This is a genomic window from Veillonella sp. Ser01 (assembly GCF_053850375.1).
In genome coordinates, this window is record NZ_JBSPUA010000003.1 from 101,493 (window position 1) to 118,629 (window position 17,137).

18 protein-coding genes are annotated in these 17,137 nt (G+C 39.7%); 12 read left to right on the forward strand and 6 right to left on the reverse strand.

Annotated features, from left to right (window positions below):
* Positions 1-240 precede the first annotated feature (240 nt).
* Complete coding sequence (locus tag ACWTVK_RS06770) at positions 241-1,482, forward strand: inverse autotransporter beta domain-containing protein (RefSeq protein WP_456046363.1); 1,242 nt, start codon at positions 241-243, stop codon at positions 1,480-1,482.
* 90 nt (positions 1,483-1,572) lie between these two features.
* On the opposite strand, the gene ACWTVK_RS06775 is transcribed toward ACWTVK_RS06770, so the two are convergent.
* Both ACWTVK_RS06775 and ACWTVK_RS06780 read right to left on the reverse strand, forming a co-directional pair.
* On the reverse strand, positions 1,573-3,942 hold the full coding sequence (locus ACWTVK_RS06775; protein WP_456046364.1) for a tetratricopeptide repeat protein: 2,370 nt from the start codon (positions 3,940-3,942) through the stop codon (positions 1,573-1,575).
* Between the two features lie 140 nt (positions 3,943-4,082).
* On the reverse strand, positions 4,083-4,865 hold the full coding sequence (locus ACWTVK_RS06780; RefSeq protein ID WP_105094582.1) for a basic amino acid ABC transporter substrate-binding protein: 783 nt from the start codon (positions 4,863-4,865) through the stop codon (positions 4,083-4,085).
* A gap of 173 nt (positions 4,866-5,038) precedes the next feature.
* Here ACWTVK_RS06780 and ACWTVK_RS06785 point away from each other — a divergent pair, with 173 nt between their 5' ends.
* Positions 5,039-6,220, forward strand: coding sequence for an amidohydrolase (locus tag ACWTVK_RS06785; RefSeq protein ID WP_456046365.1), 1,182 nt, complete (start codon positions 5,039-5,041; stop codon positions 6,218-6,220).
* Between the two features lie 25 nt (positions 6,221-6,245).
* Here the strand turns inward: ACWTVK_RS06785 and ACWTVK_RS06790 are convergent, their stop codons facing one another.
* Positions 6,246-6,596 (reverse strand): hypothetical protein, encoded by a 351-nt coding sequence (locus ACWTVK_RS06790; RefSeq protein WP_456046366.1) that lies wholly within the window; start codon positions 6,594-6,596, stop codon positions 6,246-6,248.
* Positions 6,597-6,866: 270 nt separating this feature from the next.
* Here ACWTVK_RS06790 and ACWTVK_RS06795 point away from each other — a divergent pair, with 270 nt between their 5' ends.
* From ACWTVK_RS06795 to ACWTVK_RS06840, 10 genes are all read left to right on the forward strand, one after another.
* Positions 6,867-7,949 carry an HAD family hydrolase gene (locus ACWTVK_RS06795; protein WP_456046367.1) on the forward strand — a complete coding sequence of 361 codons (1,083 nt, stop codon included), beginning with the start codon at positions 6,867-6,869 and terminating at the stop codon, positions 7,947-7,949.
* 206 nt (positions 7,950-8,155) lie between these two features.
* The gene (locus tag ACWTVK_RS06800; RefSeq protein WP_303940737.1) at positions 8,156-8,359 is read left to right on the forward strand and encodes a DUF362 domain-containing protein; all 204 of its coding nucleotides are present in this window, start codon (positions 8,156-8,158) and stop codon (positions 8,357-8,359) included.
* A 194-nt stretch (positions 8,360-8,553) separates the two neighbouring features.
* A complete protein-coding gene (gene guaA / locus ACWTVK_RS06805; protein WP_195186290.1) occupies positions 8,554-10,089 on the forward strand; it encodes a glutamine-hydrolyzing GMP synthase in 1,536 nt (511 codons plus the stop codon).
* Between the two features lie 192 nt (positions 10,090-10,281).
* Positions 10,282-11,112: a S1 family peptidase gene (locus tag ACWTVK_RS06810; RefSeq protein WP_456046368.1), complete on the forward strand. Its 831-nt coding sequence runs from the start codon at positions 10,282-10,284 to the stop codon at positions 11,110-11,112.
* 191 nt (positions 11,113-11,303) lie between these two features.
* A complete protein-coding gene (locus tag ACWTVK_RS06815; protein WP_456046369.1) occupies positions 11,304-11,822 on the forward strand; it encodes a hypothetical protein in 519 nt (172 codons plus the stop codon).
* A gap of 116 nt (positions 11,823-11,938) precedes the next feature.
* Positions 11,939-12,349, forward strand: a complete 411-nt coding sequence (locus ACWTVK_RS06820) for a hypothetical protein (protein ID WP_456046370.1) — start codon at positions 11,939-11,941, stop codon at positions 12,347-12,349.
* Between the two features lie 8 nt (positions 12,350-12,357).
* Positions 12,358-12,681, forward strand: a complete 324-nt coding sequence (locus tag ACWTVK_RS06825; RefSeq protein WP_456046371.1) for a hypothetical protein — start codon at positions 12,358-12,360, stop codon at positions 12,679-12,681.
* Positions 12,682-12,711: 30 nt separating this feature from the next.
* Positions 12,712-13,176 (forward strand): GNAT family N-acetyltransferase, encoded by a 465-nt coding sequence (locus ACWTVK_RS06830; protein WP_456046372.1) that lies wholly within the window; start codon positions 12,712-12,714, stop codon positions 13,174-13,176.
* Positions 13,177-13,210: 34 nt separating this feature from the next.
* Positions 13,211-13,630, forward strand: a complete 420-nt coding sequence (locus tag ACWTVK_RS06835) for a GNAT family N-acetyltransferase (RefSeq protein WP_456046373.1) — start codon at positions 13,211-13,213, stop codon at positions 13,628-13,630.
* A gap of 134 nt (positions 13,631-13,764) precedes the next feature.
* On the forward strand, positions 13,765-14,253 hold the full coding sequence (locus tag ACWTVK_RS06840; protein WP_456046374.1) for a GNAT family N-acetyltransferase: 489 nt from the start codon (positions 13,765-13,767) through the stop codon (positions 14,251-14,253).
* A gap of 83 nt (positions 14,254-14,336) precedes the next feature.
* On the opposite strand, the gene ACWTVK_RS06845 is transcribed toward ACWTVK_RS06840, so the two are convergent.
* Genes ACWTVK_RS06845 through ACWTVK_RS06855 form a run of 3 tightly spaced genes read right to left on the reverse strand, consistent with a single transcriptional unit; the run spans position 14,337 to position 17,127 of the window.
* The gene (locus ACWTVK_RS06845; protein WP_456046375.1) at positions 14,337-15,437 is read right to left on the reverse strand and encodes a metal ABC transporter permease; all 1,101 of its coding nucleotides are present in this window, start codon (positions 15,435-15,437) and stop codon (positions 14,337-14,339) included.
* Positions 15,434-16,399 (reverse strand): metal ABC transporter permease, encoded by a 966-nt coding sequence (locus ACWTVK_RS06850; RefSeq protein WP_456046376.1) that lies wholly within the window; start codon positions 16,397-16,399, stop codon positions 15,434-15,436. Before ACWTVK_RS06850 ends, ACWTVK_RS06845 begins: the two co-directional genes overlap by 4 nt.
* Positions 16,396-17,127 (reverse strand): metal ABC transporter ATP-binding protein, encoded by a 732-nt coding sequence (locus ACWTVK_RS06855; RefSeq protein ID WP_456046377.1) that lies wholly within the window; start codon positions 17,125-17,127, stop codon positions 16,396-16,398. Before ACWTVK_RS06855 ends, ACWTVK_RS06850 begins: the two co-directional genes overlap by 4 nt.
* Positions 17,128-17,137: the final 10 nt, after the last annotated feature.

Sequence of the window (17,137 nt, forward strand, 5' to 3'; positions counted from 1 at the left end):
TTCCCCAGAAAAAAGACCACCTGGCTTGCAGGTGGTCTTTTTCTTTTGTCTGAAAATAGAAATCAATTTGTAACATAATGATTTAGAGAATCTTTAACTATCGTTTAACTATAGGGCTTTATATTGACTATGGAAAATAGTATACCTATAATTAAAATGAATGAACCATGAAATGAACGTGAAGGGCGTACAGTTTGTGTGGTTTTATTTCTTATGTAAAACGAGGGGAGCGTGTAAGGCATGAGAAAAAACGTAATCATTAAGGCGTTAGTTTTAGGATCTATAGGATGTGCTTTCACTATTACAGGAATGGCAGCCAATGGGCATGGACAAGGTATTGCAGATTCTACTACAGAAGTGAATGAGGCTAAACATGAAGCTGTTCGTTCTAATTGGATGGATCGCACAGATGTGGTTGTTGGGGTTGGTATGAAAGATTCGAAAGAGACGCATACACAGGACCATGCTGTTGGTTCACCACTGAGAACTGATCTACATACTGTAACCTCGAAAAATTCAAAATCTACTGAAATCAATAAATTGTATATTGAGACCTTGCAACCTATAACCCATTATGATGAAAACGCTAAAAGCGTTGTCTTTGTACAAGGTCGTATTGGACGTAGTGGAGAAAAGATTTCATCTTATAAATTAGATGGTTATTTGGAGCCAGCCAGACCTGCAGGGACGTTTATAAGACACGATAAACAAACAGATACGAAAGAATCATTAGGAATGAATGCTAATATTGGTATTGGTTATCGTCGCCTTAGTAAAGGTGAACATGCTTATGTTGGTGTGAATGCATTCTATGACCATGTGTTTAAAGGTGGCTATAAGCGTGTTAGTGGCGGTGTAGAATATGTGGCAGGCCTTAATGAATTTCATGCTAATCTGTACCGAAATCTAGGGACTGATGATAGAAAATATATAGGTCTCCATGGGCGTAGTGTAGTTATGGGTGATCCTGCAGGATTATATCCATATGGTATGGATCCTGATCAAAGTCTTTATAATTATGGTGTGGCTGCTTATGAAAATCATTGGATGCTATCAGAAAAGGTTGCTGCCAGTGGATTTGATGTAGGATACTCACGAACTTTCAAAAATACTCGTTGGGCTCGTGTCTATGCAGACTATTATAATTGGCGTGGTAGAGAGGCTGTAAAAGTAGGCTATTATAAATTAAAAAAACGTGATGCCATAAAAGGTTTTAAAGTGGGTGCAGAATTCCATATCACACCGCATCTTACCCTTGATGCGGGTTACCAAACAGCATCTCATCATTTGAGTGGTCCTTATGCGACCTTGAAATATACCATCGGTACCTCCAAGTTTGCTTGGCGTGGTGGTAAACATAGTGAAAGCGCGATTACAACGGCTCGTTCCAAGATGCTTGATAAGGTACATCGTAGCGACATGGTTGTACAAGAAACTGTGGAAAATACTTATGAACAGCAGTTTGTCGATGTTGGTTTATAATCTGTAATTTTAGACTAAATATAGCTTATTTTCGTTTATAACAAAGGAGCTAGTACACTGTGTACTAGCTCCTTTTTGTATATTTGTTTATTATTGTAACCCCTTAGGCACGCTGAGTTTTTTCCAGTTATCTAGCTCAGGTATTTCCAAGGTATTAATCGTTTTTTGAATCCAGTAGTTTAATGATACTTCGTTACCTAAATGTTGTTCAAATAGATAGGTATTACCTGGCGTATCTAGAGGGTTTCCATCTTTGTCGATAGAGTGGCGTACGGATTCTTTTAGATAGAGTTGAACTCTAAATGGATTTGCGTGATTGCCTCTGAAAATGAAATAGGATGGGCCAATAAAGTCATGAGTACGGACATTAATTTGTTCGTATTTTTTGTCTTTTAAGCCTTGTAGTGCAGTTTGTATCATGGCGTTAGCATCGTCGTATTCTTCAAGTAGGAATGCTTGTTGATCTACATCGAGTACATAATGCCAAGTCGGCTTTTCCTCGTTCGTTTCGATGGACCAGTTGTCTCCTAATATAGGCAATTGGTGCGTATCGTAGAGGTCTTTTAATAGCTGAATGGCATTCTCTTTCTTGAGCAGTGCTCGGTAAATGGTCTCTTGACCTTCTGATGGGTCATAACCATGGAGTCTGACTTGGTACATATCACGTAGCATACGCTTTACATCTAGCTTAAAAATGTTGCGTAGCTTATCTGGAACGGATAGGAAATGATTGTAAAAGCTTAGCTTCATTTCGTCTTGTGATGTTAAGGCGTGCTCAATGGTTTGCCAATCATATAAGGTAGTATCCCATAAGAAGTCATCCATGTTTACAGATAAGCGAGCTGCATTTTGAGGCCATTCAGTGTGACCAGGCCGTACTGTTGAGGTAGACTCTGTAAAGCCCTCTTTATAGTGCCAATGGCCATCTATTTCTTCGAAGGCCGCTAAGCGCTCTTCTGCTTCATTATCGATAGGGATATCCTTCAGCTCTTCATCAAGGCCTGCCTTGTGAGATAGTATATATTGATGAGACTCTTCGTAATAGGCTACAGCGGCATCTAAATCAGGTTTGCCTGTGACATAGCCTTTTTCATAGGCATAGCCTAAGGCAACGCGCGTTAAAGCTCGTGTAATATCGTAAAAGAGAACGCGATCTTCCTCTTCTAATGCTCGCTTTTCTTCCTCTAGTACACGTGTTAAGGATTGAACACCAAAGCGTATATTCTTGGTTACCCCTAAGCCATGGATGCGCATGTAACCGATGTATGGCAAGGAAAACATAAATCGCTCTTTTGTGGCTGCCATGTGTGTTAAGTCCGCAATGAGTCCCCAGTCGAGTGGTAGGTGACCGATGTGGAATATATAGCCAAAGGCAGCTTGTAATGCTGCATAGCCTGCATCACTAAAATATTTAGTAGCTGCACGTCGGTACAGTCCAATTGCTTTAACAGGATCATAAGGGATGACTCTGCGTAGCTCTTTAGTATCATAGAAATGATAGTAATAATCTGCTAATTCGGCGGTACTTTCAGCTTGACCTAAGGCGGCACCTTTCGTAAACCATGTGAATGCGTCCTCAAATTTTCCGTGCTCATGACAGTCTAGACCGGTGTAGAGCATCATGGTTGGATTACCTAGCTCAGAGGCGGTTAACGCTACACGGCGCGCATTGTTAAAATCGCCTTCGTCGATATAAATGTTGCGTAAATTACCTTGGAACATAGCAAGCCCGTTATCAAGTGCTTTGTTAAACCATTCCTTGGCGAGTTTAGTAGCATTTTCCTGTAATGTTTCGTCTGAAACAGTGCCTTGTAAGGCTCCAATACGTTCTTGTATAGAACCTTTTTGTAAGCTTTGTTGAATCCGTTTTGCCCAGCTTAGGCGGGGCGGTGTAATCATATCACGGGCTAAGCTAATGCGATCATTATCGCGCCAGAAAAAGACATTACCTATAATGTATTGGCAAAAGGCATCGCCTTGTTCAGCGTAGTCGTAAACGATACGAAACGCATCGTCAAAGGATATTAACATATCCTTTTCAACAGTAGGTGTAATCGTTCCGTTGATACGCAATGCTTGTAAGGTACCAATAGGACTACAACGGCGAATGCTATCATGCAAGCATTGATAAGTGCGCATGTTATTTTCTGGGAAGTTTGATTCTTCCCATGTAAAGCGTGGCCCTGCGTAGATGCGAGCTAACAAAGCATACGCATCGGCTATTTCGCGAGCCTCTGGATCATTGGCAATTTTTAGTACGTCCTCTTTAGTGTCGATTTCGTTTTCTAAAGAGGTAGTCATATCGTTGCGCAAGGCTTGATGCTTCGTTTGCTCAGGGCTTTGCTGATTGTTTACGATGAGCTCTAATTGGCGTAAGCCTTCTTGAGCCATCTCTTGATTATATGATGTGAAAATCATGTGGAAGACCTTTTCTAGGCGTTCCGTAAAGTACTGTGCCATAAGGCCTCCTTTATATTAATTACATTTACTATAGAATACATATTTATTATATAACGAACGTAAGAGACCGCAAAAGAGGAAAAAACCCCTCTGAAGTCTTTCAGAGGGGTCATATTTATCCTAGTTCATAGAGATAGATATTATTTTTTGTTGTAATCGCCGAACCATTTGTCGTAGATTTTTTGGTAAGTGCCGTCTTCTTTAAGTTCTTTAAGAGCTTTATTAACAGCTTCTTGTAAAGCTTTGTTGCCTTTTTTCATGCCAAGAACTGTACCTTCAGCTTTAGTAGGTTCGCCTACGAGTTTAAGGTCTTTGTCAGCACCTTGTTTAAGGTAGTACATAGCCACTGCGTTATCGATGATAGCACCGTCGATTGTACCAGCTTTCAATTCCATGAAGATATTAGCATTGGAATCAATTTGTTTTACTGTTGTATTAGGGATTTTTTGAGCCATTTCAACAGGGATAGTACCGATTTGAGCACCTACAGTATGACCTGCTAATTCATCCATGTTATGGATTGTTGTGTTGTCTTTACGAACAACTGTGATGAAACCACCTTGGTCGAAGTATACATCGGAGAAGTCCAATGCTTTTTCACGTTCAGGTGTAGCATTGATACCTGCTGCGATCATGTCGATATCGCCAGATTGAACTGCTGGAATCAAAGCATCGAAGCCCATGGATTTGAATTCCATTTTTAAACCTAATTTTTTAGCAATTGCTTCGGACAAATCAACGTCGAAACCAACGTATTTGTCGCCTTCAGTAAATTCGAATGGTGGGAATGTAGTTTCAGAACCTACACGCAATACACCTTCTTGTTGTGTCATTTTTGGTTTGTCATTGCCACAACCAGCCAATAAACCCATTGCTGCTACCGCTACGAGGGCGATGGCTGTCAACTTTTTGAACTTAAACATAGAAACCTCCTCAAACATCCATATACATGGTTTATCAAATTCTGTTTATATTGTACGGAATTTTACAATAATAGGCAATAACATTGTATAATTAATAGTAAATGAGTTTTCTATTCTTTATTGTAGAGTACTAAAATTCTTTACAATAATTTGGATATATACATGGAGGTAATATGTCCCTTACAAATACCTTTTCAGATCTTTGTAAAAGCTTTGCACCTGATGCGTTTGCTATTAACTATACATTAGCTAAGAATCCTGAGCTTTCTAGTCATGAATTTGAGACCGTAAAAACGATTGGTGCTGTTCTCGAAAAATATGGTATGGATGTAACTTATGAATTTTGTAATCTACCAACAGCGTTTAAGGCATCTCCTGTAAAAGTAGATAACCCTAAAGGCCGTTTGGCTATCCTCTGTGAATATGATGCGTTGCCTGAAGTAGGTCATGCATGTGGTCACTGTGCGAGCGGTTCCATGAGTGTACTCGCCGCATTAACGCTCCGCAAAATGCAACAAGACGGCGTTGCTTTCAATATGGACATTGATATTATCGGAACACCAGATGAAGAAGCTACAGGTTGTAAGGTGGATATGTGTAATGCAGGCGTATTTAAAGACTATGATTTAGCTATCATGGTTCACCTCGATGGTGAAGAAACACGACCTAATTCACAATTCTTGGCACTAGACTGTTTCCGTGCACGCTATCATGGTAAACCAGCCCATGCAGCAGGTGAGCCTTGGAACGGCATTAATGCGGTAAATGGCGTACAACTTGCTATTCACGCGATGGATATGATGCGCCAACAAGTGCGACCTGAAACGCGCATCGGCACATGGATTATTGCCGGTGGTACTGCTTCTAATGTCATCCCTGAGTTTGGCGAGTTAGAAGTAACCGTACGTCATACCGAACGGGACTATTTGAATGGTCTATCTGAACAGATTAAGAAAATTTTTGAAGGAGCAGCCCTTTGTACTGGAACAACAGTCGACATAGAATTTTACGGTAATCCCTATGATGATATGAATCAAAACCAAAGAGGTACATTACTTATTGAAGACGTAATGACTGATATGGGCATAGATTTTAAACCGGGCCCAGCGGATATTGGGGGCAGTTCAGACATCGGTAATGTGAGCTATCAATGTGCGGCGTTCCACCCTAAATTACGACTTGCTGGGGACGATAAAGTATGCCACTCTAAAGAATTCGCAGCCGCTATGCTAGAACCAACCATTGAACAAACAATCCTTGATGGAGCCAATATTATTGGTCGTACATTATTAAGTTTGGTAGAAAACCCAGCAGTATTAGAAGAGATTGTAGCTGAATTTAATGCATCTAAATAGTTTTATTTGTATGTAATCTAACCAACTAGCATTTAGATAAGGGGTCAATGCTAATACAGTGCTTTCTATATCGATGGGGCGAGCTGTAATATCTTAGATAGAATGTATTGTCTCTTTCAGAATTACTAATAATGGACGATAATAGCATGTTGCCATTGATAAAACTCTGAATCTTTGTGAAATAGGTTCCTACCTCAACATCGTGGTGGTAGAGCGCCCATACCACGTCGTTTCCGGCGATGACAGGGATGTATTTAAACTCAAGAAATTCAAATAAACCGGCTATGGACATATCATCTGGTACGGTAAATTCTTCACGATGCCAACTAACATCATCGGCTGCACAAACAGCATCTCGATCGATTATTATACGCATATTATCTCGCCTCCAATCTATATTTTGATTTCAATCTAACTGTTCTTTTAGTTTATACTGTTCTTTTAGTTTATACTGTTCTTTTAGTTTATATTTTACACCTTATAAACTTTAATATCCTACTGAAATATCTTGCTGAGTAGAAATACATTTCTATCTGTTTAATTATTTATATATACAACTATTTATATACACAACTATTTATCTAGATAACTGTATATCTATTTAATTCTTTATCTATTTATATACTACTGTATTAAAGGAGGCTTCATGTCCTCAACTGAAACATTACAAATTAAAAACTACATAGGTCTTAAGGGTGATAAGCCTATTAAATTTATAGCCTCTGATGTTGATGGCACATTAGTTAACGATGCAAAAGCAATTCCTGATGAGGCTATTGAGGCTATTCGTGCTGCTCGTGAAAGTGGCATTCGCGTAGCCATCGCTTCTGGTCGTGCTTGGAATGAGATGAATGATGTCATCGAGAAACTACCATGTTTACGCTATTTCATGTGTACCAATGGGGCCTATGTAATGGACAAGGAAGAAAACCGTAGTTTGTTCCATGTAACTTTTGATAAAGAACAAGCACTCTATTTGTTGCGCAAACTTTTAACCTATGGTGTTTATGTAGAAGCTTATGTGAAAGATAAAATCTTTGGTATGTATCCGCCATCTCGCTGTATTACACCGGAACGTTTATGTGCTTGTGCAGATGAGGAAGGTCTTTGGGGACATCTGCCTGGTGAAACCCATGATCACTATGCTCTTGCTGAAAGCGATGAAGTGGCAAAAGCGACTATGTCCGAATGTGAAGTAGAACAGTCTAATTTCTTCTTTAGACCTAATATTCGTCCTTTTATCTTAGCAACGCGAACCATGGTATGTGACCTGCTAGCTCATATGGAATCTTTAGAGGACGGACCTGAGAAAATACAAATATTCTACGGTGATGAACCAATGCGTCAGCGTATCTTACAAGACTTGCGCGATGAATATCAAGGTATGTCTCATGATGGTACAGGTCGTGAACGCTTTTACGATGTACTGCTCTCTAGTGAAGGTAATCTCGAATTCGTATTACCACATACCACAAAGGGGACCGCTGTAGAAGCACTGGCAAATCACTGGAAATTTAGTCCTGATGAAGTCATGACATTAGGGGATAGTGAGAACGACCTATCCATGCTACGTTTTGCAGGTGCTAGCGTAGCTATGGGCAATGGGAAGCCAAATATTAAAGAAGCAGCGCGCTATGTGACGACGGATAATAACCATCATGGCGTGGCCAAAGCAATCTACTCGGCCATAGCACATAATGATGAGCTAAATAAAAATAAATTGCTTTAATTTCGCTTCGACTAGATATGTCTATATTTGAGATACTACCAGTTAAAAATAAATCACATTATTTTTGATATGGTTAAATATATCTGTATTTGAGATACCACCAGTTAAAAATAAATACTTTTAACTGGTAGTATCTGGAAAAAACATATATATCATTGATGTAGCAATATTGACATAGCATTGTTAGACATAGGAGGTGATGTAGAATGGGAAATCTAAAGTTTATTATCGATGATACTTGTGTTAAGTGTGGTGCGTGTGCAGTAGATTGTCCTGTTCAATGCATTACCCAAGGGGAGACTCAGTTTAATATAGGTAAAGGTTGTATCGGATGTGGCGATTGTTACTCCATCTGTCCTGTAGGCGCAGTAAAGATGTCTAAAGGTGAAACTCATAAAACTGATATATAAACTAAAATCCGAACATTAAAATATTAATCATAAATTTCATACGGAATATATGGAGTCCATATACTTCGTATGGTATAATGAAATGTAATGAAATTTAGCGTTTTGCTCGAGAAAACGCACCGCCAGTACAGAAATGTAAGGGTATTAAAAAATAGTGAATATACTTTCACAAATAGATGCATATGGAGGAAGGCATGGAAAACAAGGAATTTGTTATTGTTGTTGACTTTGGTGGTCAATATAATCAATTGATCGCACGCCGTGTTCGTGAAAATCACGTATACTGCGAAGTATATCCATACAACAAAGCGCTGGACAAAATTAAAGAATTAAAACCGCAAGGTATCATCTTCACAGGTGGTCCTAACAGCGTGTATGAAGAAAACTCTCCAAAAATCGAAAAAGAGATTTTTGAACTTGGTATTCCAGTTCTTGGCATGTGCTATGGTATGCAGTTTATGGCGCATACATTGGGTGGCGAAGTTAAATCTGCTGACAATCGTGAGTTTGGTAAAACACCTACTAAAGTGGACACTACATCTCCATTGTTCAAAGGCTTGGACGAAGACCAAGTTGTGTGGATGTCCCACGTTGACTATGTAGCAAAAGTTCCTGAAGGGTTCGAAATCATTGCGCATACAAAAGACTGCCCTGTTGCATCTATGCAAAATAAAGAACGCAAATTATACGCTATGCAATACCATGCAGAAGTATTGCACACTGAACATGGTAAAGAAATGCTTCACAACTTCTTGTACGAAGTATGTGGTTTCACAGGCACATGGACAATGGCAAACTATGCTAAAACTGCTATTGAAGAAATTCGTAACACTGTAGGCGATGGTAAAGTATTGTTAGCATTGTCTGGCGGTGTAGACAGCTCCGTTGCAGCAGCTCTTATTTCTAAAGCTGTTGGCGACCAATTGACTTGTATCTTTGTTGACCATGGTTTGATGCGTAAAAACGAAGGCGACGAAGTTGAAGCAGCTTTCAAAGATTCCGGCATGCATTTCATCCGCGTCGATGCAGAAAAACGTTTCTTAGATAAATTGGCTGGTCTTGAAGATCCAGAAGCAAAACGTAAAGCTATCGGCGAAGAATTCATCCGCGTATTCGAAGACGAAGGTCGTAAAATCGGCTCCGTTGACTTCTTGGCGCAAGGTACAATCTACCCTGACGTTATTGAGTCCGGTACTGGTGAAGCAGAAGTTATCAAATCTCACCACAACGTAGGCGGCTTGCCTGCAGTTGTAGACTTCAAAGGCCTTATCGAACCATTGCGCAACCTCTTCAAAGACGAAGTGCGTGAACTTGGTTCTGAATTAGGTTTGGCTGACTACCTCGTATGGCGTCAACCATTCCCAGGTCCTGGTCTTGCTATTCGCGTAATGGGCGAAATCACGAAAGACAAACTCGACATCTTGCGTGATGCGGACTACATCTTCCGTGACGAAATTGCAAAAGCTGGTCTTGATCGCGACATTAACCAATACTTTGCAGTATTAACATCTACACGTACTGTAGGCGTTATGGGTGACTTCCGTACATACGATTACACATTGGCATTGCGTGGCGTAACAACAACAGACTTCATGACTGCTGACTGGGCGCGCATCCCTTACGACGTATTGGACACAATCTCCCGTCGTATCGTAAACGAAGTACAACACATCAATCGTATCGTGTACGATATTACATCTAAACCACCTGCTACAATTGAGTGGGAATAATAAGAAATATTGATTCTAAATTCATTAACTAAACTTTTGAGTAATACTAACTTTAACTGAAAGGTAAAAGAATAGGTTTGAAGGGGAGTTAGTGAATTTAAAGAGTGCATAAAAGCCTCCCATCATTTTGATGGGAGGCTTTTATGATAGTAGTTGGTAAATTTAGATTTTATAGAGATAAGGAGAAATTTTATGCAGCCGAAAACAATTTCTGAATGTTTAATGTTTAGTACTGTAAGATTAGAGGCTGAAGATGGATCTTCTGGAACTGGATTTTTTTATACTTATAATATTGATGATGAGAATATCTGTCAAGTTCTTGTTACTAATAAACATGTTGTAAATAATAATCCAGATGAAATTATGACATTTTATTTACACTTAAAAGGAGAAGATGGTAATTTATGTGAAAATTATAAGGTAAAGTATCAAGCAGATTGGATTTTTCATTCATCTAAGGATTTATGTTTTTGCTTTATTAATCCTCTATTTGAATATATTAAGAATGTTACTGGTCAGAAAGAGGTATTTACAATACCAATTGATAATACTCTTGTTGCATCTGAAGAAAATCTGGAAACACTGAGTGCTCTTGAAGAAGTTGTTATGGTGGGATATCCTATTGGTCTTTGGGATGAAAAAAATAATTTTCCAATATTTAGGAGTGGATATACTGCATCTCATCCTGCGTTAGACTTTAATGAAGAAGGGATAGGATTAGTTGATATGGCATGTTTTCCAGGTTCATCAGGTTCACCGATTTTTATATTAAATGAAAATGGATATTCTGATAGAGATGGAAATACTTATTTGGGTGCGAAAAGAATAATATTAATTGGTATTTTATATTCTGGCCCTGTATATAGAGCTGAAGGCGAAGTAATTGTAAGAGAAATACCAACAACTAATCAAGCAATTTGGTCTACAACGTCTATAATGACTAATCTAGGTTATTATATTAAGGGAGCTGAACTTCATAAGTTTAGGGATTTTATTATGGAATATATAGAATCCCACAAATAATATTTGGGGTTATTTTTAGCCTTTATAATAAACTTGATAGTTTGTTGGAAGTAATAATTTTATATTTTTAATGAGCAAAATGAGCAATTTAGATTTTATTATTTGTGGTAGAGTTACTTTTCAATAAAAATAAAAAGCCTCCACTGGATTTGAATAATGGAAACTGACAATATTATTAAGGAAATAAGGGTATGGAGACTTTGAAAGAATTTTTAGATAGTGACATATATTTAGATATTATAAAAGAGCTAGGTGTCGACAACTTTAATCAAGACGTACAAAGTGTTGAAGTAGAAGAGCTAAAAAATCGATTAAGACAGAGACAATTCTTACTCGAAGGCTTTAATTGTAAGGTGCTTTCAGAAAAAGAGATGGTGCAGTTTTACGAGCAAATGATAGAAGAGTATCGAAAAGATATTATCCTTTGGAGTAAGAAGTTTTTGCAATATAGCGACGATACTATTGAGGAGTATCCTGATGGAGAATTTCCAAAAGGAGAGGAAATATCTGAGGAGGATGTATCAACTACAATTGAAATAGGAAAATATTCTAAAACGAGTATTGCTTTGTATATAATTGAGTTCGATCTCTTGAAGAATCATCAAGAGATAGTAGCTGACTATTATAAAAGATTGGGCATTCCTTGGGCCGCGAAATATGCAAAAGAGATGATAGCATTTTATAAAGATGTTTTTACTTTAGGTATTTAAAAATTTATGATTGAGGGCTGTTTTGTTACAGCCCCTTTTATGTTATACAAAAAAATTGGTATACTGATTTTAAGTTATAGATTTTGGTTAAATAGTTGTTTGAAAATAGAGGTCCTATGAAAACCACAAGATCTTTTGGCGAGTATCCAAAATATTCGCTCCACGATGCAAGGGTGCAGAAAATAGAATATGAAGATGATAATTTGATTCTTACTTTTGAGTACATTTTCTCTTATGAGAATGGTGTTGAACAAACTCATAAGGCTCAAGTTGTGTTTGAGACGTGCGATATGGATGATTTAGAAATTCTCGTCTTTAATAGTACAATATTAGATACCTTCACAGGTAAAAGAATTGAGTTACCTCAGTATCAGCAGGAATATAGTGAAAGTGAATTTGAGGTCATTACGGAGACCTATAACTGGGGACGAGCTGTGCTGCAAGGTTGGTTATGGACCGAAGGGAATCCCGTTCACTGTATAATGAATATATACTTTAAAGGTGATATGGTATATGTAGTTGAATGAGGCTGGAAATGAGCAATTTAGATTTTACTATTAGTTGCACTATTACCTTCTTTAACAAGAAGATGACGAGTCCACCAAATTTAAATAATGGAAAGTATTGTCCTCAACTTGTTATAAAGGGCTCTGATCAGCTGTTAAGTGTAAACTTTATTGATGGTGAAGATGTTATCTTTGATAAATCAATACGTGCAAATGCGTTGCCAGTAAACGAAGATATAGATTATTCTGCACTACAAGAAGGTACGAAGTTTCTTATCCTAGAAGGCAGTGCTATTGTTGGAGAAGGGCTTGTAAAAGAAATCTTTCAACATAAGCCACATGGGGAAAAATAATTGTAGAGTATTATATCCGTTGGAGTTTATATGATTAAAATTATTGATGGCAAACCGTATTTAGATCAAGTAAAAGAGTTGATTACTGAGTATACGCAGTGGCTTGGTCGCGATTTGTCCTTTCAGAATTTAGATAAGGAATTAGCAGATATAGCAGAAAAATATACGGCACCAAATGGTGAATTATTGGTTGCTATTGATGATAATGATGTCGTGCTCGGCATGGTGGCGTATTATCAGCATAGCGATACCCGTTGTGAAATGAAACGCCTCTATGTACGTCCCGCAGGGCGTGGTCATGCTCTCGGGAATCGTCTGATTGAAAGTATCATGGACCATGCTAAGGCCTCTGGATATAAAGAAATGGTGCTAGATACAATTGAGCCGTTGCAAGCAGCGATACATTTGTATAAGAAGCATGGCTTTGTTGAATGCGAACCGTACTATCATAATCCTATGGACGATGTTATCTATATGAGTAAGGAACTCGATTGATAGAGCTATCTTGGGATTCATTGGAGGAGCTTTTATGGAGATTACATATACTGAGGAGCGAAATTTTACATCCCAGCAAGTAGCAGATTTATTTCTGTCTGTTCGTTGGGTGGTAGGTAAATATCCTGATCGATTACACAAGGCGCTCATGAATTCCTCTCGTGTGATTAGTGCTTGGGATGGCGACCGTTTAGTGGGCCTTATCCGCGTCATGGATGACAGCGAGCTAGTATGTTTCATTAACTATGTGCTAGTTCATCCTGATTATCATGGCCAAGGTATTGCAGGTCATTTGCTAGAAATGGTGAAAGATGCTTACAAGTCTTACTTGTACATTAATGTTATGATTGGAGATAGCAAGAATGCACCATTTTACGAGAAGCATGGGTTTAAGGTGAAAGAGAATTCTTTACCAATGCAATATCGTAATGTGCCTAAATATACGAAAAAATAATTGCTAGATAATCTATATGGAAAATAATTTGTGGTATTATTAACATAAGGCTACACATCACTCATTGAATGTGTAGCCTTTGTTTTATAAACGGTATATACTAAAACCGATATGTAGATACGATGGAGAAAGTTATGGATATATTAATACGAAAAGCGACAACCGCTGATTTAGATTTAGTGACACATATAGAAGCAACTTGTTTTCCTCCTGCTGAGGCGGCACCTCGTGAGGCTTTTAAGGAACGATTAGACCATTATGCAGGTCAATTTTTAATTGCCTTCGACGGTGATACACCAATTGGTTTTATCGATGGATTTGTAACGGATGATGAAGTCTTAACGGATGAGATGTTTGGTGATGCTTCACTGCATAACCCTAACGGTGCATGGCAGATGATATTTGGTCTAAATACAATGCCAGAATACCGCAATCGCGGTGTAGGTGGTCAGTTGATAGAGGCTTTCATAGAATTGGCCAGAGTGGAAAAACGTAAAGGTGTTATTCTAACTTGTAAGGAAGAAAAGATTCACTATTACGCCAAGTTTGGTTTTGTAAATGAAGGTGAATCAGAGTCTGATCATGGTGGTGCTAAATGGTACCAAATGCGGATTGCATTTTAGACTAAAAGGAGCTGAATCTTAATTGATTTCAGCTCCTTTTTGTTGGAAAAGTATGTATTTTAGAGGTGTCTGATTAACGTTAATTAAATGATTTCTTTCACTTGTGCCACGCCTTTATCGGTCAGCATATAGTACCCATTTGTTACATACAACAAGCCTTGTTTCTTAAGGTGTGATGCGGCTTGGTGTGTATAGTCTGGCTTCCAGTTCAAGTGTTCGTGAATGGTACCGATACCGTTTTCAATGGCCGCCACAGGTGTATTCATATGAGTATAGATGTGGCAGAGCATCATCGTTTCTCGATAGTGACGACGCAAGTGGCGTTGGCGAAGATAGGTTGCGATATAGCCTGTCTTTGGCGTGCAAATAACGGCAATTAATAAAGCGATACCGATCGTCGTTGCGATGGCGCCTGCAATGGATACGTCTAGGGTGAAAGCAACTTCCGTACCGATGACGGCACAGATAATGCCGATGATGATACTGCTAGTGAGCATGGCTTTCACAGAGTCCGTCCATAAATAAGCGATAACCGCAGGTCCGATCATGAGGCCAATAACGAGGATGGCACCTACCGCTTGGAAGGAGGCCACAACGGTAAGGGATACCATGGTCATCAGCACGTAGTGGATGAGGGCGGGCATGAAGCCGAAAAGCCCTGCTAATAGTGGATCGAAGGTAGAGAGCTGCAATTCCTTGTAGAAGAGCATAACTAATACGAGGTTGATGACCGCTACCCCAAGGGAAATCCATAGTGATACAGGACCTAAGTCGGTACCGTTTACAATCCATCTGTCGAATGGAGCGAACGCGATTTCCCCTAGAAGTGCTGTATCTACGTCAAGGTGTGCGTTGCCGCTATAGAGACTGACGAGGATGATGGCAATGGAGAAGAGGAGCGGAAAGATGATACCAATGGACGCGTCTTCGTTGACGAGGCCCGTGTTATGAACCATCTCTGTAAGCCATACCGTTCCTACGCCGACTAAGGTGGCCCCTACTAAAAGCAAGGGAGAGTTTAAGTCTTCCGTTACAAAGAATGCGAGCACGATGCCAAGGAATACGGTGTGCGTAATGGCGTCGGCCATCATGGACATGCGGCGCAGCACGAGGAATACACCAGGGATAGCGCACGCGATGGATACTGCGATGGCGATGAGTAAAATCTCTGTATGTACTGTCATGGGGCACCTCCTATATGAGGCTGTCCACTGTCTGCTCTATATATCTTTTGTTGCAAATCGGCGGGACTTATTTTTGCGGTTTCAGATAGTAAAGCTTGTTTTGATTGTTTGTTTTTACGATATTGCCATAAAATGCCTCTATTAGGTGCAAAAATGAGGCTCAACAGTACGATAACTGACAGAATGACGATGATTGCAGGTCCTGTAGGCAGTTTTTGTACTGTTGTACTCCAAAGGGTACCACCCATGGCAGATACCATGCCGAAACATCCTGCTAGTATACACATGGTACCTAGCTTGTTTGTCCACTGACGGGCCCCTACGGCCGGTGCAATGAGGAGAGAACTGATTAAGATAGCACCTACTGATTGAATGCCGATGATGATGGTCATGATCAATAGGGAACGATATAAAATGAGTGTAAAGGTGACGGGAATTTGTAATGTTTTAGCATATTCTACGTCGAAAGAGATGAGTTTTAGCTCTTTCCAAAATAAAGCTGTTAAAACGATAATGATGAGCGCTGCCGCCGATGTGATGTACACATCGCGAGCTAATATGGTGGCGGCCTGTCCAAATATAAATTTTGAAAGTCCCGCCTGACCTGCATTGTTTAGACTTTGAAGGTAGGTGAGTAGAACCATACCAAGACCAAAGAAAGCAGATAGTATAGTAGCTAGAGCGCCATCGAATTTGATTTTACTGTTTTCTACTGCGATGGTAATGAGCCACGCCGCAGTAATAGAGGACAGAGCAGCACCTATAATCAGTACTTCAATGTCTTTTATGCCGGTCAGCAAGAACGCGATGACTACACCGGGCAGTGCCGCGTGGGAGAGGCCGTCACCGATGAGGCTTTCCTTGCGTAGTACTGCAAAGGTGCCTGCAATACCACTGGCAAGGCCCAAGAGTGCTGTGCCGAGCAATACCATTTGCGTCGTGTAGGATTGGAGTATGGTCATACAATCCTCCCCTTACCGTAGGTGCGTTCAATGGCTTCGTCTGTAAAGGTATCTGACACGGGGCCATAGGCAACAGTTTGCTTATTGACCATCGTTACCCAGTCGAAATACTGAGGCACCGTATTTAAATCGTGGTGAACGACGATAACCGTTTTGCCCCGCGCTTTCATTTCTTGTAAAAGTGAAATAATAGCGTGCTCCGTTCTTTTATCGACGCCCTTGAAAGGCTCGTCCATGAGGTAAATATCTGCCTCTTGTACGAGGGCTCTCGCGAGGAATACACGCTGTTGTTGGCCCCCTGAAAGCTGACGGATTTGCCTATTTACATAGTCGCTCATGCCCATTTTTTCAATCATGGAGAGGGCCAGCTCCTTATCCTTTTTACTTGGTCGTTTGAACCAACCTAGATGACCATAACGACCCATAAGGACAACGTCTAATACGGTAGTAGGAAAGTCCCAGTCTACGCTACCGCTTTGAGGGACATAGGCGATTTTCTTGTAATCCTTTTTGTCCATCGCTAAGTGGTGGTCGATATAAAACTTAACACTACCTGAGATAACTGTTAATAGGCCTAACATGGCCTTTAATAATGTAGATTTACCAGCTCCATTAGGGCCGACGATGGCCGCTAAAGAACCGATGGGTACCTTCATATCTACGTCCCATAATACGGGTTTTGTCGTATAGGCTACGGTCATATCTTCAACTTCAACGGCCCATTCCATGGAGACCTCC